The 24,341-nt window shown below is 67.0% G+C and carries 27 protein-coding genes and 1 pseudogene; 10 read left to right on the top strand and 18 right to left on the bottom strand.

The features are described 5' to 3' along the window. Together EAO80_RS09355 and EAO80_RS09350 are read left to right on the top strand one after the other, a co-directional pair. Nucleotides 1-879: mandelate racemase/muconate lactonizing enzyme family protein (locus EAO80_RS09355; protein ID WP_162993948.1), on the top strand; the 879-nt coding region annotated here is incomplete at its 5' end. A 247-nt stretch (nucleotides 880-1,126) separates the two neighbouring features. Further along, the gene (locus EAO80_RS09350) at nucleotides 1,127-2,500 is read left to right on the top strand and encodes a GntP family permease (protein ID WP_122089650.1); all 1,374 of its coding nucleotides are present in this window, start codon (nucleotides 1,127-1,129) and stop codon (nucleotides 2,498-2,500) included. Nucleotides 2,501-2,522: 22 nt separating this feature from the next. On the opposite strand, the gene EAO80_RS09345 is transcribed toward EAO80_RS09350, so the two are convergent. Together EAO80_RS09345 and EAO80_RS19680 are read right to left on the bottom strand one after the other, a co-directional pair. Continuing rightward, complete coding sequence (locus EAO80_RS09345) at nucleotides 2,523-3,584, bottom strand: endonuclease/exonuclease/phosphatase family protein (RefSeq protein WP_122089649.1); 1,062 nt, start codon at nucleotides 3,582-3,584, stop codon at nucleotides 2,523-2,525. 12 nt (nucleotides 3,585-3,596) lie between these two features. Further along, a complete protein-coding gene (locus tag EAO80_RS19680) occupies nucleotides 3,597-3,716 on the bottom strand; it encodes a twin-arginine translocation signal domain-containing protein (protein WP_162993947.1) in 120 nt (39 codons plus the stop codon). A gap of 156 nt (nucleotides 3,717-3,872) precedes the next feature. On the opposite strand from EAO80_RS19680, the gene EAO80_RS09340 reads away from it, so the two are divergent. Further along, nucleotides 3,873-4,838, top strand: coding sequence for an acetamidase/formamidase family protein (locus EAO80_RS09340; protein ID WP_122089648.1), 966 nt, complete (start codon nucleotides 3,873-3,875; stop codon nucleotides 4,836-4,838). Here the strand turns inward: EAO80_RS09340 and EAO80_RS09335 are convergent. Continuing rightward, nucleotides 4,835-5,341, bottom strand: a complete 507-nt coding sequence (locus tag EAO80_RS09335) for an MOSC domain-containing protein (protein WP_122089647.1) — start codon at nucleotides 5,339-5,341, stop codon at nucleotides 4,835-4,837. The genes EAO80_RS09340 and EAO80_RS09335 overlap by 4 nt on opposite strands. Nucleotides 5,342-5,372: 31 nt before the next feature. Between EAO80_RS09335 and EAO80_RS09330 the strand changes: the two genes are divergently transcribed. Beyond that, complete coding sequence (locus tag EAO80_RS09330) at nucleotides 5,373-5,909, top strand: hypothetical protein (protein ID WP_368280527.1); 537 nt, start codon at nucleotides 5,373-5,375, stop codon at nucleotides 5,907-5,909. Here the strand turns inward: EAO80_RS09330 and EAO80_RS09325 are convergent. Next, complete coding sequence (locus tag EAO80_RS09325) at nucleotides 5,906-6,247, bottom strand: 2Fe-2S iron-sulfur cluster-binding protein (RefSeq protein ID WP_122089645.1); 342 nt, start codon at nucleotides 6,245-6,247, stop codon at nucleotides 5,906-5,908. The two genes, EAO80_RS09330 and EAO80_RS09325, sit on opposite strands and share 4 nt — an antisense overlap. Nucleotides 6,248-6,356: 109 nt before the next feature. Here EAO80_RS09325 and EAO80_RS09320 point away from each other — a divergent pair, with 109 nt between their 5' ends. Further along, nucleotides 6,357-7,724 (top strand): geranylgeranyl reductase family protein, encoded by a 1,368-nt coding sequence (locus tag EAO80_RS09320; RefSeq protein WP_122089644.1) that lies wholly within the window; start codon nucleotides 6,357-6,359, stop codon nucleotides 7,722-7,724. Between the two features lie 258 nt (nucleotides 7,725-7,982). On the opposite strand, the gene arcD is transcribed toward EAO80_RS09320, so the two are convergent. After that, entirely contained in the window at nucleotides 7,983-9,452 is a 1,470-nt protein-coding gene (arcD, locus tag EAO80_RS09315) for an arginine/ornithine antiporter ArcD (RefSeq protein ID WP_122089643.1), read from the bottom strand. A gap of 157 nt (nucleotides 9,453-9,609) precedes the next feature. On the opposite strand from arcD, the gene EAO80_RS09310 reads away from it, so the two are divergent. Together EAO80_RS09310 and EAO80_RS09305 are read left to right on the top strand one after the other, a co-directional pair. Next, complete coding sequence (locus tag EAO80_RS09310) at nucleotides 9,610-10,134, top strand: type 1 glutamine amidotransferase domain-containing protein (RefSeq protein WP_122089642.1); 525 nt, start codon at nucleotides 9,610-9,612, stop codon at nucleotides 10,132-10,134. Nucleotides 10,135-10,267: 133 nt separating this feature from the next. After that, a complete protein-coding gene (locus tag EAO80_RS09305; RefSeq protein WP_122089641.1) occupies nucleotides 10,268-11,221 on the top strand; it encodes a phosphoadenosine phosphosulfate reductase family protein in 954 nt (317 codons plus the stop codon). Here the strand turns inward: EAO80_RS09305 and EAO80_RS09300 are convergent, their stop codons facing one another. Together EAO80_RS09300 and EAO80_RS09295 are read right to left on the bottom strand one after the other, a co-directional pair. Then, nucleotides 11,222-12,922, bottom strand: coding sequence for a radical SAM protein (locus EAO80_RS09300; protein WP_122089640.1), 1,701 nt, complete (start codon nucleotides 12,920-12,922; stop codon nucleotides 11,222-11,224). A 32-nt stretch (nucleotides 12,923-12,954) separates the two neighbouring features. After that, complete coding sequence (locus EAO80_RS09295) at nucleotides 12,955-13,443, bottom strand: metallophosphoesterase (RefSeq protein ID WP_122089639.1); 489 nt, start codon at nucleotides 13,441-13,443, stop codon at nucleotides 12,955-12,957. Nucleotides 13,444-13,516: 73 nt separating this feature from the next. Here EAO80_RS09295 and EAO80_RS19675 point away from each other — a divergent pair, with 73 nt between their 5' ends. Then, nucleotides 13,517-13,675: a DUF7559 family protein gene (locus EAO80_RS19675; protein WP_162993946.1), complete on the top strand. Its 159-nt coding sequence runs from the start codon at nucleotides 13,517-13,519 to the stop codon at nucleotides 13,673-13,675. Between the two features lie 2 nt (nucleotides 13,676-13,677). Continuing rightward, nucleotides 13,678-14,190, top strand: a complete 513-nt coding sequence (locus EAO80_RS09290; protein WP_162993945.1) for an Hsp20/alpha crystallin family protein — start codon at nucleotides 13,678-13,680, stop codon at nucleotides 14,188-14,190. Here the strand turns inward: EAO80_RS09290 and EAO80_RS21010 are convergent. The 4 genes and pseudogenes from EAO80_RS21010 to EAO80_RS09270 form a co-directional block, all read right to left on the bottom strand. Continuing rightward, nucleotides 14,187-15,286 (bottom strand): annotated as a pseudogene (locus EAO80_RS21010) (NAD(P)/FAD-dependent oxidoreductase). The gene EAO80_RS09290 and the pseudogene EAO80_RS21010 overlap by 4 nt on opposite strands. Before the next feature lie 8 nt (nucleotides 15,287-15,294). Further along, nucleotides 15,295-16,092 (bottom strand): DUF7388 family protein, encoded by a 798-nt coding sequence (locus EAO80_RS09280; RefSeq protein ID WP_122089651.1) that lies wholly within the window; start codon nucleotides 16,090-16,092, stop codon nucleotides 15,295-15,297. Between the two features lie 136 nt (nucleotides 16,093-16,228). Further along, complete coding sequence (locus EAO80_RS09275) at nucleotides 16,229-16,810, bottom strand: NUDIX hydrolase (protein WP_122089637.1); 582 nt, start codon at nucleotides 16,808-16,810, stop codon at nucleotides 16,229-16,231. 23 nt (nucleotides 16,811-16,833) lie between these two features. Beyond that, complete coding sequence (locus EAO80_RS09270) at nucleotides 16,834-17,238, bottom strand: DUF7109 family protein (RefSeq protein ID WP_122089636.1); 405 nt, start codon at nucleotides 17,236-17,238, stop codon at nucleotides 16,834-16,836. Nucleotides 17,239-17,309: 71 nt separating this feature from the next. On the opposite strand from EAO80_RS09270, the gene EAO80_RS09265 reads away from it, so the two are divergent. Continuing rightward, nucleotides 17,310-17,540, top strand: a complete 231-nt coding sequence (locus tag EAO80_RS09265; protein WP_122089635.1) for a hypothetical protein — start codon at nucleotides 17,310-17,312, stop codon at nucleotides 17,538-17,540. On the opposite strand, the gene EAO80_RS09260 is transcribed toward EAO80_RS09265, so the two are convergent. From EAO80_RS09260 to EAO80_RS09230, 7 genes are all read right to left on the bottom strand, one after another. Further along, nucleotides 17,541-18,635, bottom strand: coding sequence for a glycosyltransferase family protein (locus tag EAO80_RS09260; protein WP_122089634.1), 1,095 nt, complete (start codon nucleotides 18,633-18,635; stop codon nucleotides 17,541-17,543). Between the two features lie 37 nt (nucleotides 18,636-18,672). After that, nucleotides 18,673-19,845, bottom strand: a complete 1,173-nt coding sequence (locus EAO80_RS09255) for an MFS transporter (protein WP_122089633.1) — start codon at nucleotides 19,843-19,845, stop codon at nucleotides 18,673-18,675. An 88-nt stretch (nucleotides 19,846-19,933) separates the two neighbouring features. Then, nucleotides 19,934-21,022 carry an aldo/keto reductase gene (locus tag EAO80_RS09250; RefSeq protein WP_122089632.1) on the bottom strand — a complete coding sequence of 363 codons (1,089 nt, stop codon included), beginning with the start codon at nucleotides 21,020-21,022 and terminating at the stop codon, nucleotides 19,934-19,936. A gap of 38 nt (nucleotides 21,023-21,060) precedes the next feature. After that, nucleotides 21,061-21,939, bottom strand: a complete 879-nt coding sequence (locus tag EAO80_RS09245) for an SDR family oxidoreductase (RefSeq protein WP_122089631.1) — start codon at nucleotides 21,937-21,939, stop codon at nucleotides 21,061-21,063. Beyond that, a complete protein-coding gene (locus EAO80_RS09240) occupies nucleotides 21,936-22,364 on the bottom strand; it encodes a DUF5791 family protein (protein WP_122089630.1) in 429 nt (142 codons plus the stop codon). Before EAO80_RS09240 ends, EAO80_RS09245 begins: the two co-directional genes overlap by 4 nt. Nucleotides 22,365-22,409: 45 nt before the next feature. Further along, nucleotides 22,410-23,753: an alkaline phosphatase family protein gene (locus EAO80_RS09235; RefSeq protein WP_122089629.1), complete on the bottom strand. Its 1,344-nt coding sequence runs from the start codon at nucleotides 23,751-23,753 to the stop codon at nucleotides 22,410-22,412. A 246-nt stretch (nucleotides 23,754-23,999) separates the two neighbouring features. Further along, nucleotides 24,000-24,341, bottom strand: a 342-nt coding sequence (locus EAO80_RS09230; protein WP_162993944.1) for an inorganic diphosphatase, incomplete at its 5' end; no start/stop codon positions are given.

Genomic DNA, 24,341 nt, shown 5'->3' with positions numbered 1-24,341 from the left:
TCGGGGATCGAGGTCGCGCTCCACGACGTGGCAGGCAAGATCCTCGACGTACCAGCCTACCAGCTTCTCGGCGGCAAGTACCGCGACGAGGTTCGCGTCTACTGTGACTGTCACGCCGGCGACGAGAGCGAGGCCGCGTCGAACGCCGACGAGGCCGAGCGCGTCGTCGACGAACTCGGCTACGACGCCCTGAAGTTCGACCTCGACGTCCCCTCGGGCCACGAGAAGGACCGCGCGAACCGCCACCTCAGCGACCGGGAGATCGACCACAAGGTCGAGATCGTCGAGGAGGTCACCGACCGCGTCGGCGACCGCGCGGACGTCGCCTTCGACTGTCACTGGTCCTTTACCGGCGGGAGCGCGAAACGGCTGGCCGCCCGATTGGAGGAGTACCCCATCTGGTGGCTCGAGGACCCCGTGCCCCCGGAGAACCACGACGTCCAGCGCGAGGTCACCCAGCACACCTCGACGCCGATCGCCGCCGGCGAGAACGTCTATCGCAAACACGGCCAGCGCCGGCTCGTCGACGAGCAGGCCGTCGACATCCTCGCGCCCGACCTGCCGAAGGTCGGCGGGATGCGCGAGACCCGCAAGATCGCGGACCTCGCCGACACCTACTACATGCCCATCGCGATGCACAACGTTTCTTCCCCTGTGGCGACGATGGCGAGCGCCCACGTCGCCACCGCGATTCCCAACTCCCTGGCGGTGGAGTACCACTCCTACCAGCTCGACTGGTGGGAGGACCTCGTCGAGGAGAGCGTCATCGAGGAGGGCTATATCGAGGTCCCCGAGGAGCCGGGCCTCGGCCCCACCCTCGACCTCGATACGGTCTCCGAGCACATGGTCGCCGGCGAGGAGCTGTTCGACGAGGCCTGAAGCCGAAACCAAGCTACCGAGAAGACGCCGTTCGAGGGCGCGTCCCCCATACGCTGACCGACCGGGGGCCACCGCTGTTTCCGCGTATCGAAGTCCGCTCGGAACCGAGTACTGACACATGCGTTGATAAAATGGAGGTTTAACGCCAACTTCATTAACATTCGTTCATGTTATATCTATATTTTTTCCGTTAATAACTTTTCTTCACAATGTTCAAGTCTCTCGTCGGGGTTCTGGGAAGCGAGACATGGTCTATCCACACAGTCCATTGGTATCGTTTCTCGCCGGCATCGCCGTCGTGATCTTCCTGCTCGCGTATCTCGACCTGCCGGCGGTGTTCGGCCTGCTCGTGGCGTCGTTCGTCGTCGGGCTCGTGACGCCCCAGGTCGCCCCCTCCGCGATCCCCGAGCAGATCGTCACGGCCTTCGGCGAGGAGATGGCCGGAATCGGGATCCCGATCCTGATGGCCGCGGTGATCGGCAAATCGATGATGGAAAGCGGGGCAGCCCAGCGGATCGTCCGCGGGTTCACGGGCGTTCTCGGTCGGGACAACGCCGACATCGCGCTGTGGGGGAGCAGTTCCTTCCTCGCGATCCCGGTGTTCTTCGACAACGTCTTCTACCTGCTCGCGCCGCTTGCGCGTTCGATGCGTGCGAGCGTCGGGAAGAACTACCCGTTGTACATCGTCGTCGTCGGTGCCGGCGCGGCGACGACTCACGTGTTCGTCCCGCCGACGCCCGGCCCCCTCGCGGTCGCGAATCAGATCCCCGGTGCCGGTCTCGGGCTCACCATCTCCGTCGGACTCGCCGTCGCCATCCCCACGGCCGCGGTCGCCGGCGTCGGGTACGGCCGGTGGATCAACCGCCGGCTTGACATCCCGCTCCGGGAGGCGATGGGAACCGACGTCGACGAGCTCAACGAGGTCGCAGAGCGATCGTCCGGCGACCTCCCCGGGTTCCTCGAATCGGCCCTGCCGATCCTCGTCGCGGTGGTACTGGTGATGTCGGGGACGGTCACCTCGAACCTACTCGGGCTCGAGTCGGGCCCCGTCGCCGCCACCACGACGCTTCTCGGCGCCCCGAGCCTCGCGCTGACCGCCGCCGCGCTGGTCGCGGCCTACACCTTCTATCGCTACGATAACCTCCCACGCGATGAGTGGGCCGAGGAGGTCGTTGATGCGCTGCGCGACGGCGGTCACATCGCCGCGATCACCTGTCTGGGCGGCGCCTTTGGCGGCATGCTCGCGACGGCCGGCATCGGCGACTACCTCGCCGGCGGACTCCAAGAGATCGGGATCGGCCTCCTGGTCACGGCGTGGCTGATCGCGGCCGCGATCCGGATCGCGCAGGGGTCGGCCACGGTCGCCATGCTCACCACCGCCGGGATCATGGCGCCGCTGGCGAGCGGCCTCTCGGTCAATCCGGTGTATCTCGTGATGGTCATCGGCGCGGGCGGGAACATCTTCTCGTGGTACCCCGACAGCGGGTTCTGGCTCGTCAAGGAGATCTGCGGGCTGACACAGGCCGAGACGCTGAAGACGTGGACCGTGGTGACGACGCTCATCTCGGTCATGGGGCTCGTCGTCGTCCTCGTCCTGTCGACGGTGCTCCCGTTGGCCTGACGGCCTCGCCGTCCCTCGCGGGTCAGGCCTCGATGTCGGCCCAGACGAGCCGGTGGTCGGAGGCGGTACGGACGTCCGAGAGGAGGCCCCGTTCGTCGGAGCCCTCGCTCGGCCAGACCACCGCCGAATCCCGAACCGAGAGGTCCGGCGACGGAAGCACGTAGTCGATCTGCTCGACGACGCCCTCGATGTCGCCGCCGAACCGCGTCGCGTACCGATTGCCGCGTTGGGCGCCGCCCGGACTCGTCGGAAGCCGTTCAGTATCGAAATCGTCGTTCTCGAGGAGGAACTCCCCGGCGGGGTCGAGGGGACGGTCCCCGTTGGGGGCCGCGTTCATGTCGCCCAGCAGTACGTACGAGGCGTCGTCGTCGAGCCCGCCGGCGGTGCCGCCGTCGTCGTAGACGTACTCCTCGCCGGCGACGTAGTCCGCGAAGAAACGGACCTCGTCGTGGTTCCACCGGCCGTTGAAGTTGTTCTCCCCGTCGAACGTCGGCGGCGTCGGGTGGGCGAACAGGCCGTGGACCGTCTCGCCCCCGACACAGATCGGCACGTCGATGTGGGTCTTCGAGGACAGCCGATAGACATCGGTCTCCTCCTCGGTCAGATAGAGCCCGTCCTCGTCGACGTCGTCGCCCTCGACGGGGAGCAAGTTGTTCGGCATGTCCGCCCAGCGGAACTTCCGGAAGCTCCTGATGCCGTTCTCGTCGATGGGATGGCGACTCGCAATGGCGAAGGCGTAGTGACCGGGATACTCGCCGAAGCCGTAGGCGTCGCCCGGCCGCTCGCCAGCCCGTCCGTCCTTGTTGAAGTCGAACGCCTCGTCGGGGAGGACGCCCGTGTTGCTCGCGGGCTGGAGCGTGTGGGGATACTCGATCCCCTCTAAGTGCTCGCACTGGGGCACGCTCAGGTAGTTCTCGACGAACGCGTCGATGTTTGCGGTGTCGGTGTACTTCCCCTCCTGAAGGTCGTTGGTGAGTTCGTTGACGACGAGCACGTCCGGGCGGACCTCCTGAACGATTCGAGCGGCGGCCTCGGCCTGCTCGTCGCCCGGCTGCTGGACCTGCTCGGTCTCCAGTTCGATCACGTTGAACGCCGCCTACCGCGCACTCGTTCCCCTCGAGGTGTCCGAGGCGCTTGCCGTCCCGGCGAACCCGATTCCCGTCGCCGTCGTGCCCACTGCCGTCAAAAACCGCCGTCTGGTCGTGCTCTCTTCCATGCCTTGGTCCACCGTACCGTGATTTATAAATACTCGCCATCCGCGCTGTATCGAACTCGTCACTTCCGGTAGAACGGGATCGCCCCGGTCCGTCCGCCGATCCCGCTCGCCGCCACACGTGACTTTATCGCCCGTCCGCGCGTGGAACCCGTTGTCATGACATCTGACGACTACGAGGTCGACCACGAACTGAGCGACGCCGACGGAAACATCCACAACGCGTGGGACAACTCCCTCGATCCCGTGCTGACCGTCGAACCGGGCGAAGTCGTGCGCTTCGAGTGCCGGGACGCCCTCGACGGGCAGGTCGGCCCCGATTCGGACGTCGAGGACCTCGCGAACGCCAGTTTCGACCCGGTCCACCCGCTGACGGGACCCGTCGAAATCGAGGGCGCCGAGCCAGGCGACGCGCTGGTCGTCGAACTGCTCGACTTCGAGCACAAGGGCTGGGGATTCACGGGCTTTATGCCCGGCGAGATGGGGCTCGGACTCCTGCCCGAGGAGTTCGATGAGGCGGGACTGCACGTCTGGGATCTGGATGACGAGACCGCCGAGTTCGTCGACGGGATCGAGATCCCAGTGGACATGTTCCCGGGGACGATCGGCACCGCGCCCGCCAAACCGGGCGAGCACGACACCCTCCCGCCGCGCGACGTTGGCGGGAACATGGACGTCAAGCAGATGACCGCCGGTTCGACGGTCTATCTTCCCGTCGAGGTCGAGGGAGCGTTATTTTCGACCGGCGACTGCCACGTCGCACAGGGCGACGGCGAGGTCTGTGTGACGGGAATCGAGGCGCCGATGTTCGTCACCGCACGGTTCGGTCTGAAGAAGGACGCCGGCTTCGCTCAGCCCCAGTTGGAGACGACGGGGCCGTTTACCGCCACTGGCCAGGACGAACCGATGTACGGCACGACGGGGATCAGCGACGACCTGATGGAGGCGACGAAGCTGGCTATCTTGCACATGATCGAGCACCTCGAACGCGAGCGCGATCTGACCCGCGGGGAGGCGTACATCCTCTGCTCGGCGGCGGTCGACCTGAAACTCAGCGAGGTCGTCGACGCGCCCAACTGGACCGTCACCGCGTTCGTTCCCGAGAGCATCTTTCCCGAGAACTAGAACCCCAGCCTGTCGACGATCTTCCGGCCCATCGTCCGGGCGTCGGGTTCGAGCACCTCGATTTCGTCGTCGACCCCGATCCGACCGGGATCGACGACCTCCGCACAGACCCCGCCGCGCTTGTTCTTCAGCGCACGGGCGACGCCCTCCTCGCCGGCGACCTGCTCGACGTGAGCGCACGGCGGGCGCGGGCGCGTTCCCCGCAGGGTCGCCTCGCCGACCGAAAAAGTCGTGCCCAGCAGATCGTGGACCTCGACCCCGCGGGTGACGACGTTGCGGCGGTGGCGACCATCGGAGAGGTCGATGTCGAATTCGTCCACTATTTCGTCGATCGCCTCGCCCGCGATCAGCGTCACCTCACAGACGTCGAACGGGGAGTAGTACCCCTTGCCCGTGCAGTAGCGATCGCCCGCCAACCCGCCCTCGACGGCCTCGATCCAATCTCTCGACTCCATCGGAGCCGAGTCCTCCCGCGCGATGAACAGCTGGTCGACCCGTGCCATGGTTCGAATAGGCACCGCGGGTGGTTAGCCCTTGCCCGGGCGACGGGACGGCATCTGCAACACCGATCCCTATACCGCTCGCCCGCGAACGCTCGGCATGGTCGACGACATCACCGCCGAGCAGGTCGAAAAGTGGCTCGACGACCGCGTGGTTCAGGACGTCGAGCGGACGACGGACAACGAGGCGTCGTTCAGCGTTCAGTGTCGCCTCTCGCACATCCCGCTGAACGTGATCAAGGAGGACACGTGGGGCCCGCTGCGGGTCGTCGGCCGGGCGGCGTTCGACACCGAGCGCACCGCGGCGGTGGTCGCCGACCCCGACCAGCGCTACGAACTGCTCGCGCGCATCGGGCCGGTGTTCGCGGCGACACCCGGATTTTATACGTTTCTCGACGAGGAGGGGGCCTCGACGGAATTCCCGACCCTCGATTCGATCCAGTTCGAACACCGCATCTACGCCGACGGCGCGAGCCAGCAGTCGCTGATGGGGGGCCTGATGTCGGTCGCGACGGCGATCAAGTACATCCAGAACACCGTCGCAGCGATCCGCCGGCAGGAGGACGACTAATCGTCGTCGGCGACGGCCGAGCCGTTGACGGTGTGGTTCGCCCCCTCGTCCGCGGCGATACTCGGGGGATACTTCCCGCGATCGAGTTTTAGATCCGACTGCGGACGGGCCATGCAGGTCAGCGCGAAGCGCTCTTTTTCCTCCTCGGTGATCCCGCGGGCGGCAGGTTGCGTCACCTCGCCCTCGACGATCTCGGCGGTACAGGCGAGACACATCCCGACCCGACAGGAGTATTCCTGGGCGATCCCCTCTTCGAGACACCGCGAGAGGATCGTCTGCTTGTCGGTGACCTCGATCGTCTCCCCCGTGCCGACGAACTCGACGGTGTGGGTCGTCATACCCGTTCTACAGCCAACTCGTGCAAAACGCTTTAGGTCGAATTCGGTCGTTCCGTCGGCGACACGACCGGAGATAAAGTGTTTTGCCCGTCGCGCGGCCAGTCGAGGTATGAGTAGACGAGACTGCGATGTCGCCATCGTGGGGGCCGGCACGGCGGGCTGTTATGCGGGGGCGACGATCGCGAACGCGGGCTACGACGTGCTCGTCCTCGAACGCAAAACCGAGGAGGAGGCGGGCCACATAGCCTGTGGGGACGCGCTGAAGGGCGCGGACGCGTTCCCCGATGCGATCCCGAAATCCACACTCGAACCCGCGATGACCAACACGGAGGTGGATCACGGTCGCTTCGAGTTGCCCGAACACGACAGCGTCCTCGAGATCCCGGTACCGGGCGAACTCGCGGTGATCGACCGCTGGGAGTACGGCAGGGCACTGCTCCGTGCGGCAAGCGAGGCGGGCGTCGAGTTCTCGTACGACACCGTCGTCCAGGACGTCCTTCAGGACGGCACTCGGGTGGCGGGCGTGACGGCTCGCCGCAAGGGCGAGAGCCTCACCGTCGAGGCCGACCTCACCATCGACGGGGCGGGCGCGTTGTCGATCCTGCAGGACAAGGCCGACCTCTCGAACTCGACCTTCGATACGAACGTCACCTACTCGCAGTTCTGTTCGGCCTACCGGGAGATCGTCCACGTCGAGGAGGAAGTCGAGTGGAAGGACGCGCTCGTCTTCAAGCCGACCAAGCGCGCCGCCGGCTACCTCTGGTACTTCCCGCGAACGGGGACGGAGATCAACGCCGGCGTGGGCTTCCAGATGAACGAGGAGCCGATGAAACTGGTCGACGACCTCAAGGCGGATCTGGCGACCCGCCCGGAGTTCGAGGGTGCCACAGTCGAGGACAAGCTCGGGGCCGCGCTGCCGACCCGCAGACCGTACGACTCGGCGGTCGCGCCCGGGTTCATGGCCGTCGGGGACTCGGCGGGCCACGTCAACCCGACCACCGGCGGCGGGATCGCCGGCGCCGCATACGCCGGCGAATACGCCGGCGAACAGGCGATCCGCGCACTAGAGGCCGGCGACGTGAGCGAGGCGATGCTGTGGGACTACAACGAGCGCGTGATGGACCACTACGGGGGTCGGTATGCCGCCCTCGACGTCTACAACATCATGGCGACCGCCGGCGACGTCTCGGATCTGACGAGCCTGCTCGCCTCGCTGCCCGGCGAAAACCTGGCCGAAGCGCTCTATTCGGGTAGTACGGACTTCGGGCTGAAGTTGAAACTCCGGGCCGCGATGGACAGCTTCGGCCACTGGGGGACGATCCTCGATTTCTACAGGACGAAGCGGGTCGCCGACGAGCTGTTGAATCACTACGAGCGCTATCCGGATCGGCCCTCGGCGCTTGCGGGCTGGCAGCGCGAGCGCGACGCGATCATGGATCGGGTCTACGAGACGGCCGGCGCCGAGGCGAAGTACTAGGAACGCACCTTTTGCGCTGCGGTCGCGCACCTACGGTGCGCTCCCTCGGCAAAACCTACACCAAAAGCGCGCTTCGTTCCCTTCGATCACTCAGCGCTCTACCACTCACGCGCTGTCGCTTGCTCGCGGGCGATCGTTAGCTTCCTTCCGCCGATCCTCTCAGCGATCCGCTCCCAGCCTTCCAGCTACACCGCGTCCCGAAGGTCCGAAACCGCTTGCTCTGATGGCGGCGGCCGCGATCTCGTCGGCTCGGCGGTCTCAGTCGCCGTCGGCGAGCGCTTGCTTCGGCGCCGGTCCGCGATCCTCGCTCGAATCGTCCTCGTAGGTGATCCCCCAGCCGGTCAGCCCCATGACGAAAAGGATCGCGGGCGAGAGGAAGCCCAAGAGGTAGTACGGGCCGTACGCGAGCGGCGAGATCCCGAGGGTCGCGGTCATGAACGCACCGCCGGCGTTCCACGGGATCAGCACGCTGGTGGTGGTCCCGGCGGCCTCGACGGCCCGCGAGAGGTTCTTGCTCTCGAGGCCGAACTCCTCGTAGACCCCCCGAAAGGTCATCGACGGGATGACGATGCTCATGTACTGCTGGCCCGCGAGCCCGTTCATCGCGAAGGCCATCACGCCGGTACTGACGGTGAGCCCGGCGACGCTCTCGATGAGCCCCTCGATCCCGTTCGCGAGCGCGGCGAGCGTCCCCGTCTTTTCGAGCAGGCCACCCAGCGAGAGGGCGACGACGACGATCGAGACCGTCCACGCGGAACCGTTCAGTCCGTCGCTTGCGAGCAGGTCGTCGACTAGTTCGGTGCCCGTCGCGGGCGCGGTGCCGGCCTGGGCGATCTGCCATGCCTCCGCGAAGCCGGTTCCCTGAACCAACAGCATGGTCGCGACGCCGGCGAAGACGCCCCCGACCAGCGTCGGCAGCGCGGGATAGCCCACAAGCGCGAGCCCGAAGGTCGCGACCAGCGGCACGAACACGAGCGGGGAGACGTCGTAGCCCGCGAGGATGCCCGTCCGAATGGTTTCGACCTGCCCTGTGGGGATGGTCCCCGAAATCCGCAGCCCGAGGACGGCGTAGATCACGAGCGCGATCACCAGTGCGAGCCCGGTGCCGACGCGCATGGTGTTGACGTGTTCCATCAGGTCGGTGTTCGTCACCGCGGCGGCGAGGTTCGTGGTGTCCGAAAGCGGCGTGATCTTGTCGCCGGTGTATGCGCCCGTCAACACGGCTCCGGCGGTCATCGGTGCCGGCACCCCGAGCCCCCCGCCGATTCCCATGAGTGCAACGCCCAACGTTGCGGCGGTGGTCCAGGACGACCCGATCGAGAAGGCGGAAACGGCCGCGATCAGCGCGGCCGCCGGGAGGAAGACGGTCGGCGTGAGCAACCCCAGCCCGTAGTAGATCAGCCCGGGGATCGTCCCCGAGCCGATCCAAACGGGGATGAGCATGTAGATCACGAAGAGGATGAGAAGCGCCTGAATCCCCATCGTCAGCCCGGCCGAGATCCCTTCGAAGAGCTCGTCCCACGTGTAGCCGAGCCAGTATCTTCCCACCAATCCGGTCAGCACACAACCCCACAACAGCGGCATGTGCGGATCGAGCCCGAACCCGACCGACCCAATCAGGAGAAAGGCGATCATTCCAACGACCGGGACGAGCGCCTGTCCGAGCGACGGGCGATGCTCCTCGGGGATGTCCTCGTACGTCCGCGGCGCGAAGCCGGTCTCCGTCATCGCCGCATCTATGCACTCGAGAAATATATATCCATTTGAGAATAAACGACGGTGATATTGTTGCGTGCGAACGGGAGACATAGTGGCAGAACGGTATAAAGACCGCGCCATTGCTACCTGGGACGTTTCGTGGCTGGCGGCCATACCTGTGAGCGCTATGGACGCGCTTATCGTCACCACCGACGGGTTCGAGGACAGCGAGCTGATCTACCCGTACTACCGCCTGCAGGAGGCGGGGATCGGGATGGAGATCGCCACGCCCGACGGCGAAAGTGTCACGGGAAAGATCGGCGAGGAGATGGACGCCGACCTCTCCATCGCGGACGCCAGCGAGTCAGACTACGATCTCTTGGTCGTGCCGGGCGGCAACGCTCCCGAGGACCTCCGGATCGAGGCCGAGGAGTCGATCGACCTCGTCCGGGAGTTCGACGAGAGCGGCAAGCCGATCGCGTCGGTCTGTCACGGCGCCCAGCTGCTGATCAGCGCCGATATTCTGGAGGATCGCGAAGCCACCGGCTTCTGGGCGATCCAGGTCGACATCGAGAACGCCGGCGCGACGTTCGTCGACGAGGAGTGTGTCGTCGACGACAACCTGATCACCGCTCGGTATCCCGCCGACCTGCCGGCGTGGCTCTCGACGGTCCTCGATCGGGTCGAGGCCCAGCCCGCCGCGGCCGACTGAACCGACGACCGGTTCGTGCGTTTTTCGCCCCCGCCTCGTCGCCCCTGCTCGCCTGTTCGCGCGACCTGCCGGGCTACGACCGGGAGACGGTATCGCCAACATAAATTACGCCTCGGCCCGTCACCGGTCGGTAATGGATGAATTCCCGACGTATCTCGACATCGAGTACACGGACGGCGCGGGCGAGGGGCCCGCGGACTACCCGACGCTCGACGCGAAGATCGACAAAGCGATCGAGATCACCCACGTCGCCCTCAAGGAGTATCGGAATCCGACGGTGATGTGGACCGGCGGGAAGGACTCGACGCTCGTGCTCTACTTCGTCCGCGAGGTTGCCCGCGAGTTCGACCTCGAACTCCCGCCCGTGGTCTTCATCGACCACTTCGAGCATTTCCCCGATGTGCGCGCGTTCGTCGAGCGGTGGGCCGACGAGTGGGATCTCGATCTCGTCTACGCGCGAAACGAGGAGTTCGCGGCGCTGGATGCCGACCCCGGCGACGAGGTCCCCCTCGACGCGCTCGGCGAGGAGACCCGCCGCGAGCTTCGCGAGCGACTCGACTACGAGGGCGAGACCTTCACGTTCAGTGCCGACAGCTACGAGGGCAACCACCTGCTGAAGACCGTCGCGCTCAACGGAATCATCCGCGAGAAAGGATTCGACGGGGTCTTCTCGGGCGTGCGCTGGGACGAACAGGAAGCACGGGCCGACGAGACGTTCTTCAGTCCGCGCCACGACTCGGAGAAGTATCCACCCCACGACCGGGTCCACTCGATCCTCCAGTTCGACGAGCGGGCCGTTTGGGACACGATGTGGAACCACGTCGTGCCGGACGCGGTCGGGAACTATCCCTCGGGTCACGTCCCACAGGACGACGACGACCTCCCGCCGGGCGTCGAGCCGTCAGACCTACCGGTGGGACCCAAGTACTTCGAGGGGTTTCGCTCGCTGGGCAGCGAGCGCGGCTCGGCGAGAAGCGACGACCGCCCCGCATGGCTCCAAGACCTCGACGGGACGACCGAGCGCGCGGGCCGCGCCCAGGACAAGGAGGACCTGATGGGGCGGCTGCGCGATCTCGGCTACATGTGATCAGGCGAACCGCGAGAGGTCCACACCCGCCTTCTCGCCGGCCTCGCGGGCCGAGTCGTAGGGCCGTCCGACGACGATGTCGCCCGCCGTGGACTTCCCGATCCCCGGCACCGCGGTCAGTTCGTTCATCGTCGCGCCGTTGACGTCGAGGGGGTACGGCACCGCCGTCACCGATCGATAACCGTGATCCACGATCGCCACGTCCATCGAACTCCCCAGTTCGTACTCGCCCGGTACCCCGATCAGCAGCGAGTAGGTACCCAACTGTCGGCCGAAGGTCGTCCCCTCGTCGTGGTACTCCATGTGGACGTCCTCCAAGACGGTGCCGGCGGGGGCGACCCGTTTCAACATCGGGTTGTCGATCTCCTCGCGGACCTCGCGCTTGTAGGGCTTGAACCGTTCCTTGTGCTCGCGGGCGATGTCCGCACCGGTTTCGGCCATCTCCGTGCCCGCAAACGCCATCACCTGCCGGATGTTGATCCGGCGGACCATCAACCCCTCGTCGTAGAGGTCGTGGAGAAAGCGCTTGTTGTGCTCGTAGGTCTCCGGGCGCTCGCCCATCAGGCCGTGGACGAGGTTGATCCCCGGAAGCAGTTTCGGCAGACGGTTTCCCGCGCTCTCGCCGTGCGACGGCCCTGTTCCCGGTTTTTCCCCGGGTCGCCACCCGCCCTCCTCGTTGACCACGCGCACCGCCTCCAGACACTCCTCGGCGGTGACGAGTAGGTTGTTCTCCTCCTGGACGACGGGGTCCGCACTCTCCAATCCGAACGCCGCCGTATCCCCGGGCGTGTTGTGCTCGGCGATGATTCGGATCCCCTCACGCGATTTCTCGGGGTACTCGACGATCGTCACCGGGTTCATGTTGTCGAGATGTAACGTTTCGAGGTCGGGCACCGCCTCGCGGATGCCACCGTAAAGCTCCCTGAGAGCGTCGGGGTTGGGCGCCTCGCCGTCGCCGCCGAAGGCGAGGATGTCGGCCTGCCGGCCCAGTCGGAAGTGCCGGGCGCCCCGGTCGGCGAGGTTCGAGACCTCGCTCACCACGCTCTCGGCGCTCCGGAACGCGGGATCGCCGTACAGCGGTTCGGTACAGAACGAACACCGATACGCACAGCCCCGCGAGGTCTCCATCTCACAGATGAGGTAGTCGGGATGGTTGGGGTGCTGTTCGATCACGAACGCACCATCCCTCGCCCAGCGGTCGATTTCTCTATTATCTCGCATCCGGTTGTTGAACCCTTCGAGCCCCGACTCCACGAGGTCGTGGGCGGCGGCCTCGACGTCGCCCTTCGCGACGAAGTCATAGTCGAGGTCCTTTCGCTCCATGTCCTGTGCCCCGGCGTTCTCCTCGCCGACGCCGAACTTCACGGGCCCGCCCATCAGGCTGGTCCCCCGAGAGACCCACGCGAGCTTCTTCACTTCGTCGGGTTCGGCGGGCGTGCCGCCGACGTAGCTCCCCGGGACGGTCATTCCCCCGATGTAGACCATGAGGTCCGCGTCCTCGACGTCGCGCCACTTCCCCTTCTCTTCGCGCAGTTCGTCGATCGTGTGGTAGGTGACGTTCTCGGGGAGAACGCCCGCGTCGACGAGCGCGCCGGCCGTGTACCGCGGGTACGTCGAGATATAGGGTGGAACCCCGAAGTGTGCCGGCTCGTCGACGTAGCCGTCGACGAGCGTCACCGAGAGCTCGGAGGGGTCGGTCATACCCTCCCTATCGCCCCGAGCGACAAAAGCCGTTATACCCGATGGAACTCGACGTCGCCCTCGGTGTCGAGGATCGCGATCGACCGGTGGTCCTCGGGCACGGTCGGAAAGTGTGCGCCGGGGTTGAGTACGACCGTGTCGCCGACCGTCCGCTCCTCGCGCTCGTGGTGGTGGCCGTAGCAAACGTAGTCGTACTCGCCCGATTCGGCGTATCCCTCGACCTCCTCCTTCGATTCGCCGTGAAGTACCGCGAAACGCTTCCCGCCGAGTTCGAGGTCGGCAAAGCGTCCGTGGAGTTCGCCCCCGATCGCCTCGAAGCCCGATTCGAGGCCCGCGACCTCGCCGTCGTTGTTCCCGAGTACGCCATGGAGCTCGAATCCCTCGAAGAAGGGCAAGACGGGCGGAGCGATGAAGTCGCCGCAGTGGATCAGGGTCTCGATTCCTTGTTCGCGAAACAAATCGGTCGCGCGTTCGATCGCCGCGACGTTGTCGTGGGTATCGGCAATGATCCCGACTCGCATATCGAGCGGTCGGTAGGCGCACACTTAGTCCCCACCCACGACATTGATGGTTGCCGCGCCGCTATACGTATTCATGCCCGCGACGCTCGAAGTCGTCTGTACGGACGACGGTTGTGAAATCGATATGTTCGAACTCCACTACACCTACGACATGCCCGATGACGTCGGGGTCGAGGACTTCGCGTGCCCGTACTGCGGCGGCGTCGACTGTCTGGAGGCCGTCGAACTGTGACCATGAAGGTCTGGGAGATCGGCCGATCCGTCGGCAACCGCGTCGCGGAAAGCGTCGGTCGGGTCGCGAGCCGCGTCCAGGAGTCCCGACCGCTCGCCGTCGACCTGCTCGAAAGCGACGAGGCCTACCTCGCGATCTTCGATGCGCCCGGGGTGTCGGCCGGCGACGTACAGGTGCGCTTCGTCAACGGCGAGGTCCGCGTTCGCCTGGAGCGGTTCCGGGAGTTCCATGACGGCTTCGAGATGCGCCTGCCCGGCCGCGGCCTCTCGCTCGACGGCCGTATCAGGCTTCCCGACGACGCGTCGATCGACGCCGAGCGCGCCACTGCGACGCTGAAGGACGCCGGCACGCTTCACGTCCGGATCCCGAAGGGCGACGACGAGGCGACGACGGTCACGATCGAGGACGAGGACGGCGCGCCGATCGACATCGGGGCCCAGACGTCCACCGACGACGAGCCCGAAAGCGACGCTCCGGACGGGATCGACGACGGCGACGAACCGAGCGGTAACTAAAACGACGACCCCTCGACGATCGGGAACTCCTCGTCGCCGTCGACTCGCGTCGGGTCGAAGGCGTCGATCCCCGACCCGCCACGCAGTTCCCGTGCGATCCGTTCTCCGATCGCCGGCGCGCGCATGAAGCCGTGGCCCTGCCAGCCCGTCGCGACGTACAGGTCCGAGGAGAGCCAGCCGAGTAAGGGGTTTCCGTCGGGCGTCGCCGTACACAGCCCCGCCCACGCGCGTTCGACGGCCGACTCCGGGAGGTCGAACCGGCCGCTCGTCCGGGCGAGCGCCGACGCGACGAACGTCTCGTCGGCCTCCCGGTCCCACTCGTCGGGATCGCTCTCTACCGCCTCGGTGCCGTCGCCCACGAGCAGCCCGTCGGGATGGGGTCGGAAGTAAAACCCGGCGGTCGCGTCGTAGCCCATCGGCGTCTCGAGCGCGGCGTCGAGGACGAGCGCCTGCACACGATAGGGTTTCATCGCGATCGGGCGGCCCGCTTCCTCGAGGACCCGTTTCGTGTGGGCGCCCGCCGCGACGACCACCGTCCCGAACGGTTCGTAATCGCCGTCGACCGGAGTCCGCCCTCGGCGAGCGAGACGGGGGTGTACGTGCGGATCTCCGCGCCAGCCGCGCGTGCCCGCTCGGCCAGTAGCGTCGCATAGGTCGCCGGTTCGGTCCAGCCCGCGTTGCGAGAAACGGCCGCCAGACCGATATCGGCGGTGTCGAGGTCGGGTGCGAGATCAGCGAGTTGACCGTCTTCGAGGAGTTCGACGTCGACCCCATGCGCGCGCATCCCGACGACCTGCTCGCGGATCGCGCCGGCCCGTCGCTCGTCGTCCGTGTGGGCGAACCAGACGTAGGGCGTCTCGTGGAACTCGAAACCACCCGAACCCGAAAACTCGCGGAAGCGCTCGATCGCTCGCCGGCCGATCGCGGCGTCGATGTCCTCGGCATAGGCGTCGTAGAGCAGGCCCGCCGCTCGGCCCGTACTGCCCGTGGCGACCGCGCCGCGCTCGAAGACGGTCACGTCCTCGCCCGCCGTCGCGAGGTCGAAGGCGGCGGTCAGCCCGACCGCACCGGCGCCGATCACCGCGATTCGTCTCACGGTCGCGGCTACCGGAGTGTCGTGTTCGCCGGCAGGAACTCCTCGATCCCGCGAGCGGGGTAGCCGACGACCCTGTCCGCGCCGGCCGATTTGAGTCCCTCGACCCGCTCGCGAACCGCTTCGGGGGGCCCCACGAGCGCGAAGTCGTCGCTTGCGGCCAGCAGCACCTCGCGGGCGCGGCCGGTCGCGTCCGCGTCCGTCGGCGCGCCCTCGGGCAGCGCTCGGGCGACCGGCCGTCGCCGGGCGACGTACGCCCCCAGCGCGTCGAGCACCTCGTCGGGGTCTTCGGTGAGTACGGTCGGCGCGTAGACGGCGACCTCGCCCGAGAAGCCCGCGGCCCGAAGCGCCCGGAGATCGCGCTCGGTCGAACGACCGAGCAGTTCGAACTGCGGCGCGCCCGTCGCGAGCGCGAGGCGCTCGACGCCCTCGGTGCCGACCCACGCCTCGGGTGCGTGCCCGGTCGCCGCGCCCATCCGCGGTGCGATCGGCTTCGCCCGTTCCTCCTCGCTCAGATAGGCGCCGTGGCCCGCAACGAGCACCCTTCTCGTATTCCGGGGAAGTTCGTCCAGAAGCGAGTCGTCGCCCAGCGGGTCGAACCCCTCGGCGCGGACGGGCGTCGTGAGATACACGTCCGTCTCGGTGGCGAGCGTTTCGAGCGTGCGCCGGTCGGGGAGGTGGTCCCGACCCTCGTAGTCGATGACGAGCGTGTCGAAGGGGAGGTCGACTCCCCGAGAGACGTCGCACTCGGCGGGTTTGAGCGCGGCGGCGTCGATCCCCGTCCGGGCGACGCGCTCACCGTCCATCATCGTCCCCTCCAAACCGGGGTTCACGATCGGGTCGGAACGCGACCGCCCGCGGACCGCTCCGCGAGCCCGTCTGCCGTCGATTCGATCATACACCCGATAGGGGCGCTCGCCCGCAAAAGCGTGTCGTTCCGCGCGACTACCCGTAGGATTCGGGGTCGAGGCGTTCGGGCGCGCGCCACTCGGTAGCGAGTTCGAGCAGCTGGACGAGGATTCTCCCTGTTGCCCCCCAGACGGTGTATCCGTCGACGTGGAAGTAGTGGATGACGATCTCGCCGTAGTAGGGGTGCTCGCGGCGTTCGAGTTCGTGGTTCGCCTCGGCGGTGAGCCCCGCGATCGGGAGGACGGCGATCTCTGCGACCTCGCGGTCGTCCGGTTCGTAGCTCCGGTCGGGGATCTCGACGACGAAGGGCGTGATCGAGTAGCCCGTCACCGTCCGGATGTCGTCGAGTTGGCCGACGAACTCGACTTCGCTCTCGCGCAGCCCTATCTCCTCGTGGCCCTCGCGCAGCGCGGTCGCGTAGATGTCCGCGTCGAACGTCTCGCGCCCGCCGCCGGGAAAGCTCATCTGACCGGGGTGGTCCGGCAGGTCGTCAGCCCGTTTGGTGAACAGCAGGTGTGGCTCGCCCGACCGGCGAACGACGGGGACGAGCACCGCCGCGACCCGGTCCTCGTCGGTGACCCGTCGCGGCGTCCGCTCCCGAACCCGACTGAGGTCCATTGGTTGGTCTATCGGCCCCGGCACTATAGCCGTTCTTGCTCGCCGTCGCGAGCGCGGCTCGCGTCGACCGGGGCCCACGCCTCGACGTCGTAGCTCACCTCGCGGGCGATTGCCGCGTCTTCCGTCGACAGCCTGTCGAGCACCGCCTCGCCGAGCGCCTCCCGGTCGACCTCGCGTTCCGGGACATCGAGGATGTGGGGCAGGTCGCCCGCGCCCTCGGGCAGCGTCGGGAACGCCGCCGGACCCGCGAGTACCAGCCCGTCGAACTCGACCAGCGCGTAGGACTCGATCGCCGCCTCGATCCGGTCTTCGGGACCTGCCTCCCGTCCCCGCCGGAAGGCGAGTTCGCTCCGTGCCTCCCGGAGCTCCTCGCGCGTGAGCGCGCCGAAGAGGTCACAGATCCCCGCGAGTTCGTCGTCCGTGAGCATACCCGGCCATCGACCGCCCGGACAAAGAACCCCAGCCAAACGGTTTTCGTCCATACTTCCGTCCCCCCAGTATGGACGACACCGCGATCCTCACTGCGGTCCGCGAGGCCGACCCGGCTACCACGGGGCGGATCGCCGACCTGCTCGACGGCGCTCCCGCGGCGGTCGGCGACCGGTTGGCCGACCTCGAATCGGCGGGACGGGTCGAACACGAGGAAGGGAAGTGGCGACTCAGCAAAGACCCGCGGCTCGATTCGAGCATCGGGCACGCACGCGAGCGCCTCGAACGCGAGCGGCGGTAGTTACAATCCGTCTATCGACCGGCTGCTCGCGTTCACGACCGTCTCGGGTTCGAGGTCGATATCGGCCCACGCGGGCAGGCGGTCGTCGCCCCTCGGGGGTGTGATCGCCTCGGCGTAGGCGTCGACCTGTGCGCGTTCGGCCCCCGAATCGAAGTCGAGGCCGTTGAACGCGGCGTCGGCGGCGTAGCTCTCGACGAACTCGACCGCGCGCTCGCGGTAGCGCTCGGGGAGCGTCGCGAACTCGGGGTCGACCCCCCGCTCGGCGAGCGCGCGAAACAGCGCGCCCGCGACGTGCTCGCTCATGCCGGCGAGTCCGCCGGGCCCACTCACCGCGCGGTGGTCGTGTTCGTGAACCCCCAGATCGACCTGCACGGTCCCCTCGAAGCCGGCGAGCGAGAAGGTCTCCCCGAGCAGCCCGGTTTCGAGCCCCCACGCCGGCTGGAGGCGGAGTTCGCGCGCGAGGTCGGCGCGAAACCCCATCTCGCCGGCCAGCGCGTAGCGAAACGCACCCACGTAATCGAGGAGCGGGTGAGAGTGGCGGTCGGCGAGCGTCGCGACCAGCGGCTCGTAGAGGAGCCGAAACAGCCGTCCGTAGAGCCGGCCGCGTTCGACGCGAGCGTAGTACCCCTTCGAGAACGCGAACTCGTTGTCGAGTGCGAGGGGCGCGAGCAGTCGGGGAACCTGCGAGGCGTCGTAGCTCGCCACGTCCGCGTCGTGGACCGCGACGAACTCCTCGCGGGCGGCGAGCCCGAGGGCGAGCCAGACGTCCCGCCCCTTGCCCGCCCTCCGGTCGACGCCGTGCTCCGCGAGCAGGCGGTCGACCTCGGGCGCGTTACACCACAACATGGTCGTCTCGAGGTCGAACCCCGAGAGCCACAACTTGAAGGCGGGAACGCGTTCGGCGGGTGCGCGAAGCGGGACGATCACGCGGGCGGGCGAAACGCCTTCGAGTACCGAAAGCGTGCGTTCGGGGGCGTGTCCGGCGTATTCGCGGTCGGTCATCGGGACGATGACGGCGGCGCGGTCGACGGGCGCGTCGGGGGTGTGACCCGTCAGGTCGTGGAGCGTCGTGACCCGCTCTTGGACGTACTCCATCGAGTGGCCCTTCGGGCGAGCGGGTAAAAGCGGGCGGTTACGCGTCGATGGCGGCCGGAAGCCGGTTCGTCGCGCCCAACACCGTCACCGCCGTGATGGGAACCACGAGCCCGAGCGCGAGCCCCTGGAACACCGTATCGTAGGGGATCCCGTACTCGACGAGCGCCCCGACGAACCAGCTTCCGAGTGCCTGTCCGAACATCATCCCGCCGCTGAAGGTGGCGTACGCGCCGCCGCGGTGTTCGTCGGGGAACGACGAGAGCAAGAAGGTGTCGGCCGCGGGGAACATGCTGTGGATGGCGTAGCCGAGGATCGCGCTCAGGACGACGATCCCGTGCAGGCCGTTCGTCACCGTCAACAACAGGACACAGACGATGAACGAGCCGATGACAGCGAGCAGGTACGGCAGCGTCGGGAGGCGGTCGACGAGGCTCCCGCTGACCCAGAAGGCGGGCACGCCGGCGGCGAAGGCCACCGTCAGCAGGTTGCGCGACAGCCCCGGATCGAACCCGCGGGCGGTCTCCATGTAGGAGGGGTAGAAGTTGAACACGCCCTGCCAGACGAAGCTCGTCGCGCCGAAGACCACGACCCCGAGCGCGATGAGTCGCCACTCGCCGCGGATCGCCCCCAGGAAATCGCGGTCGACCCCGCTCGCGACGGGGAGGTCGGTCCGTTTCGCGATCCGGTAGAGCACGAGCGTCGCAACGAGCGCTCCGAGCGCGATCAGGGCGAAGACGAGCCGCCAGGAGACCAACAGCGCGAGCGTCACCAGCGGCGCGGCGATCACGGCGGCCACCTGGATCACCGCGCCGTGGATCCCGATCATCCGCCCGATCTGCCCGGTGTAGAGCTCGCTGATCAGCGGGTTCGCGGCGACGAAGTACCCGCTCGTCGCGGTCCCGATCAGAAAGGCACCCAGCGCGAGCGTGAGAACGGAGTTCGCAAAGGTGGCGAGCAACGACGATATCGTCAGGGTCGCGCCCGCCAACAGGACGACCCGGTGGCGCGGGACGATCGTCAGGAGGTAGCCGATCGGGATCCGGGGAAGCGCGCTACCGGTCCACACGAGGGTGACGACCAGCCCGATGGTACCGGGCCCCACCGAAAAGGCGGCTTGCAGCGGCTCGACGAGCGGCGCGTAGACCACGCGAACGAGGTTGACGAGGAACGCCAGCGAGCACAACGAGACGAACAGCCGGCTCCGGGTCACTACCGCTACCGAGACGCGGCTCGGTGGCAACCCTTTCGGAACGCGTCGGGGTTGCCGTCTCCGCGGTCGAGTCGAGCCGTCGGGGAGATCACTCGAACACCGAATCGAAGGCGTCGGCACCCATGGGGTCGAACCGGCAGGCGTCGAGGTCCTCGCGGACGTGTTCTCGATCGCTCGCCCCGACCAGCGCGCTCGTCACCCCCGGCGCGCTGCGCGCGAAGTTGATTGCTTTCTGGACCGCCGACTCACCCTCCAATCGCTCGGCGACCGCCTCCGGCAGCCCCGAAGCGAGCCGGCCCTGTCCGAGGCTCGCGCTCGCGAAGGCGTTCAGCCCCGCCTTCTGGGCGAACCAGAGCGCGCTTTCGGCCCCCTCGGCCCCCTCGTGGGCCGCGACGGTGAACCCGTCGGCCATGTGGACGTTGAAGGGCAGTTGGATGGCGCGGAGATGGGTCGCGGTGTTTCCCGCCGCCTTGGCCGCCGACCGGGCCCGCGAGGCGATCTCGGGCAGCGAGAGGAAGTTCTCGTGTTCGGACCGGACCCGAAAGGCGTCCCACGTCGCGACCCCGTAGTACCGGAGGTCACCTGCCGCGACGCGCTCCTCGAGCCGGGCGAACGTTTCCTCCAACTGATCGTAGACCGCCTCGCGCGAGCGGGCTTCCAACTGTGTCTCCGGGTTGTGGACGTAGTACAGGTCGACCGTCCCGATCCCGAGGTTTTCGAGGGACCGATCCAGTTGGTCCTCGATGAAGTCCGGCGCGATGCAGTGACTGCCCCGCGCCAACTCCTCGCGGGCGACGATCCCCGGGTCGACGTACTCCTCTCGGACGAACGCGCCCGGATCGACAGGACGCTCACCGTCGAACGGGAGAAAGCCACCCTTCGTCGCGACGAGCACCGCATCGCGGTCGATCTCGCTCCCTTCGAGTGCCCGTCCCACGACCCGCTCGCTTCGCTGGTGACGGTAGTTGATCGCCGTATCCAGCACGTTACAGCCGCTTTCGAGCGCCGTTGTGATCGCTTCCTCATACCGTTCGTCGACCGCGTCGGTCGGCTCGCCGAGATAGGTGCCGAGCCCGAGACTGGAGACCACGCCGTCGCCGAAGCGCCTGAAGTACGTCCGGCCGAACTCGTCGCCGAAGCGGTCCTGGTAGGCCCAGGTGCCGTCTGCCGTCGCCATGAAGTCCCTACCGGCGCGAGGGGGATATACTGCCCGTCCTACCGGCTCGGATAGGCCTTGACCGCCTCACGATACCCCTCCCGAAACGTCGGATACGAGAACTCGTAGCCCAGTTCACGCAGCGTCTCGTTCGAGCAGCGCTTGCTCGTGAGGATCCGCCGGCGGGCGGGCTCCGAGAGCTCGGCGTCGGCGAGGCGCTCCTCTTTGGTCTCCTTCGGCGGCTCGGGCAGGTCACACTGGTCTGCGAGCCAGTCCGCAAAGCCCCACTTGCCGACGGGCTCGTCGTCGACGGCCAGCACCGTCTCGCCGCGGACGAGATCCTCCTCAAGCAGGTAGCGGACGACCCCGGCGGCGTCGTCACGATGGAGCATGTTCAGGTACCCCTCGGTGACCGGCCCTTCGAGATAGCGTTCGAGGCGATACCTGTCGGGGCCGTACAGCCCCGCAAAGCGCACGACGGTCCCCGTGATGAGCGAGTCGAGCGCGATCTCCTCGGCCTCCCGAAGCACGCGTGTCTTCTCGGTGGTCGGGTCGATCTCGGTTCGTTCGTCGACCCAGTCGCCGCCGTGATCACCGTAGACCCCGGTACTGGAGGTATAAACCAGACGATCGGGGGGATCGGCACGTTCCGCGAAGTGCTCGATGGTGGTCCGAAGCCCCTCGACGTAGACCTCACGGGCGGCCGTCGCGCCACGCCCGCCCGAACTCGCGGCGAAGACCAGCGCGTCGGCGTCCGGAACGCGCGAGAGCGCCTCGAGGTCGGTGAGGTCGGCCCGCACACTCCGAAATCCCGCCTCCTCGATCGCCGTAATTCCTTCGTCGGAGCGCCGGACGCCCCAGACCTCGTGGCCGCGGGCGGTGAGCTGTCGGCCGAGTTCCAGCCCGACGTAGCCACAGCCCACTATTGCGACCCTCATCGCTTTCGCTCGCCGATGAACTGGTGGATCTCGGCGTACTCGGCGAGCGTCATCGGCGCGCGGCCCTCGACGCGCTGGTGGACCTCCTTGCCCGAGAGATCCCTCTGGATGTTCGCGGCGATCGTGTCCACGTCGAGCACGGCGGTGGTCATGCCTAGTAAGAGACGGTCCTCGACTTCTGCCCGAACGATCTCGGCGTCCGGCTCGTCCTCGGAGAGCGCGAGGAGTTCACAAGCTTCCTCGACGGTGATCTCGGGCGCCTCGCCCGCGACGAGCGCGTCGAGCCTGTCTCGCTCGATTCCCGTTTCGGCGGCGGCCTCCTCGACGCCGACCGATTCGAGTACCTCGGCGAGCTCCGCTTCGTACTGTTCGCGGAGGTCTTCAGGGCTTTCGGCCTCGCTACCGTCGAGGTCGCGATAGAGCATACCCGTCCTACGTGACGAGGGTTGAAGTAGGCTGTCGCTTCCCGCTCAGATGAGGCTCGCGCCGTCGAACTCCCCGCGGTCGTACTCGACCTCCATCAGGTCGAGGATCGTCGGCGCGATGTCGAAGAGGTTGGCGTCGTTGATTGCGGCCTCGCCGTCGACGTGCAGCGTCGCGTTGTCGAAGCTGTGCATCCCGTTTCGCGGGCCCTTTCCGAAGACCTCGCCGTGGCCCTTGAAGCCGGACTTCAGGTCGAAGCCGTGGTTCGGGATCGCCACGAGATCGGGCGCGATGTCGTCGTGGTCGCCCCGGAAGGCGTCCTCCTTCTCGACGACGCGCTCGCAGACCGCCTCGCCGTTTGGCCCCTCGAGCGCTTCGAGGTCGGCTTTGAGTTCCTCCCGGACGGCCTCGTACTCCTCTTCGGGAACGCTTCCCCGTGGCTCGCGGTCCTCGAGGTTGATGTAGAAGCGACCGGGGATCAGCGAGTACGCGCGGGCGTCCGAGGAGATGTCGCTCAGCTCGGAGTGCTCATCGTCCTCGAAGGAGAGCCACCCCTCCTCTGCGAGCCACTGGTTGCAGTGGACCTCGTAGTCGAGGGTCGTAAAGCCGTGATCGCTCGCGATCACGAGGGTGACGTCGTCGGCGAGGCTCTCGCGGAGCTTGCCGATGTACCCGTCGAGCTTCCGGTAGAACTCCATGAACTCCTCGTAGTACTCGCCGTCGCGCTCGTAGTCCTCGAACAGGAAGTGGTTGACCCGGTCGGTCGTCATGAAGACGCCGAAGAAGAGGTCCCAGTCGTCCTCGCGGATGTAGTGGTCGAAAGCCTCGTACCGGGCATCGAGCGTCGCGTGGGCGTCCTCGACGAAGTCGGTCTTGTCCTCGTCGTGGCCGAGCTTCGCGTTGACGTCGATCCGGTAGTCGATCCCCGACAGCGTTTCTCGCAACTCGTCGGGGTAGGCTGCCTTGTCGAGCCCGGGCGAGAGGAAGCCCGAGACCATCCGCTGGACGGTGCGTTGGGGCGGGAACGTGACGGGAACGTTCATCACCGTCGCCTTCCGGCTGTCCTCCGTGACGCGGTCCCATAGGCGGGTGGCCTGCACGTCCCGGCCCATCGGAACGTAGGTGTCATAGGAGCCGTTCTCGCGGTCCTGAAAACCGTAGACGCCGGTCTCGCCGGGGTTCTGTCCGGTGGTCAGGGAGGGCCAGCAGGCGCTCGATTCGGGCGGGACGATGCTCTCGATCGCGCTTGCCGTCCCCTCGTCGGCGATCGCGGCGAAGTTCGGGAACTGCTCGGGGTGCTCGGAGAGGAGCGTGTGTGGAACGCCGTCGATACCGATAAACGCGACACGTGGCAGGTCTTCACCGCCGCGTATCCGATCGAAGAGACCCATATCCACCTCTACTTGCGTCCCCTACAAGAACCTTCGTTTCACGCCTCGATTAGCGATCGTCAGATTCCCCCTCGCCCCCACGGAACGCGCACTCCTCGGGCTCGAAGTTCGTCGGAACGATCGTCGGGTGGTCGATCCCGACCGCCGGTGTGCGTGCTGCCATACGACCAGCTACGGTGTCATGACCCAAATAATTACCCATAATTATAACACATCCAATCGAGGGGTAGTAATTACCCCGACGTATCAGAAGTTCTCCTCGTAGAGCTCCTGGGCGTGCTCGATGGCGTCGTAGGCGGCCTCGCGGTCCTCCCAGCCCAGGGTTTCGACCTCCTTGCCTTCCTCGAGGTTCTTGTACGTCGAGAAGAACTCGTCGATCTCGTCGGTCGTCTGCTGGGGGATGTCCTCGAGGTCCTCGATGTGATCGTAGCGAGGGTCCTCGACCGGCACGGCGATCACCTTGTCGTCCTGCTCGCCGTCGTCGTCCATCTTCATCAGCGCGACGGGGCGGGCCTCGATGACACAGCCGGGAAACGTCGCGTCCTCGACGAGCACCAGCACGTCGAAGGGGTCCTCGTCGTCGTAGTA

The organism is Halalkalicoccus subterraneus, from assembly GCF_003697815.1.
GTDB lineage: Archaea > Halobacteriota > Halobacteria > Halobacteriales > Halalkalicoccaceae > Halalkalicoccus > Halalkalicoccus subterraneus.
This window is presented reverse-complemented; position numbering and strand designations above follow the sequence as displayed.

Bases quoted from the DNA above. Each gene is read 5' to 3' on its own strand.
- EAO80_RS09340 (WP_122089648.1), top strand. From the start codon at position 3,873: ATGACATCTGACGACTACGAGGTCGACCACGAACTGAGCGACGCCGAC.
- EAO80_RS09280 (WP_122089651.1), bottom strand. From the start codon at position 16,092: ATGATGGACGGTGAGCGCGTCGCCCGGACGGGGATCGACGCCGCCGCG.
- EAO80_RS09335 (WP_122089647.1), bottom strand. From the start codon at position 5,341: ATGGCACGGGTCGACCAGCTGTTCATCGCGCGGGAGGACTCGGCTCCG.
- EAO80_RS09305 (WP_122089641.1), top strand. From the start codon at position 10,268: ATGGATGAATTCCCGACGTATCTCGACATCGAGTACACGGACGGCGCG.
- EAO80_RS09300 (WP_122089640.1), bottom strand. From the start codon at position 12,922: ATGACCGACCCCTCCGAGCTCTCGGTGACGCTCGTCGACGGCTACGTC.
- EAO80_RS09250 (WP_122089632.1), bottom strand. From the start codon at position 21,022: ATGGCGACGGCAGACGGCACCTGGGCCTACCAGGACCGCTTCGGCGAC.
- EAO80_RS09265 (WP_122089635.1), top strand. From the start codon at position 17,310: ATGGACGACACCGCGATCCTCACTGCGGTCCGCGAGGCCGACCCGGCT.
- EAO80_RS09350 (WP_122089650.1), top strand. From the start codon at position 1,127: ATGGTCTATCCACACAGTCCATTGGTATCGTTTCTCGCCGGCATCGCC.
- EAO80_RS09310 (WP_122089642.1), top strand. From the start codon at position 9,610: ATGGACGCGCTTATCGTCACCACCGACGGGTTCGAGGACAGCGAGCTG.
- EAO80_RS09320 (WP_122089644.1), top strand. From the start codon at position 6,357: ATGAGTAGACGAGACTGCGATGTCGCCATCGTGGGGGCCGGCACGGCG.
- EAO80_RS09240 (WP_122089630.1), bottom strand. From the start codon at position 22,364: ATGCTCTATCGCGACCTCGACGGTAGCGAGGCCGAAAGCCCTGAAGAC.
- EAO80_RS09275 (WP_122089637.1), bottom strand. From the start codon at position 16,810: ATGGACCTCAGTCGGGTTCGGGAGCGGACGCCGCGACGGGTCACCGAC.
- EAO80_RS19680 (WP_162993947.1), bottom strand. From the start codon at position 3,716: ATGGAAGAGAGCACGACCAGACGGCGGTTTTTGACGGCAGTGGGCACG.
- EAO80_RS09290 (WP_162993945.1), top strand. From the start codon at position 13,678: ATGAAGGTCTGGGAGATCGGCCGATCCGTCGGCAACCGCGTCGCGGAA.
- EAO80_RS09325 (WP_122089645.1), bottom strand. From the start codon at position 6,247: ATGACGACCCACACCGTCGAGTTCGTCGGCACGGGGGAGACGATCGAG.
- EAO80_RS09270 (WP_122089636.1), bottom strand. From the start codon at position 17,238: ATGCTCACGGACGACGAACTCGCGGGGATCTGTGACCTCTTCGGCGCG.
- EAO80_RS19675 (WP_162993946.1), top strand. From the start codon at position 13,517: ATGCCCGCGACGCTCGAAGTCGTCTGTACGGACGACGGTTGTGAAATC.
- EAO80_RS09260 (WP_122089634.1), bottom strand. From the start codon at position 18,635: ATGGAGTACGTCCAAGAGCGGGTCACGACGCTCCACGACCTGACGGGT.
- arcD (WP_122089643.1), bottom strand. From the start codon at position 9,452: ATGACGGAGACCGGCTTCGCGCCGCGGACGTACGAGGACATCCCCGAG.
- EAO80_RS09295 (WP_122089639.1), bottom strand. From the start codon at position 13,443: ATGCGAGTCGGGATCATTGCCGATACCCACGACAACGTCGCGGCGATC.
- EAO80_RS09235 (WP_122089629.1), bottom strand. From the start codon at position 23,753: ATGGGTCTCTTCGATCGGATACGCGGCGGTGAAGACCTGCCACGTGTC.
- EAO80_RS09245 (WP_122089631.1), bottom strand. From the start codon at position 21,939: ATGAGGGTCGCAATAGTGGGCTGTGGCTACGTCGGGCTGGAACTCGGC.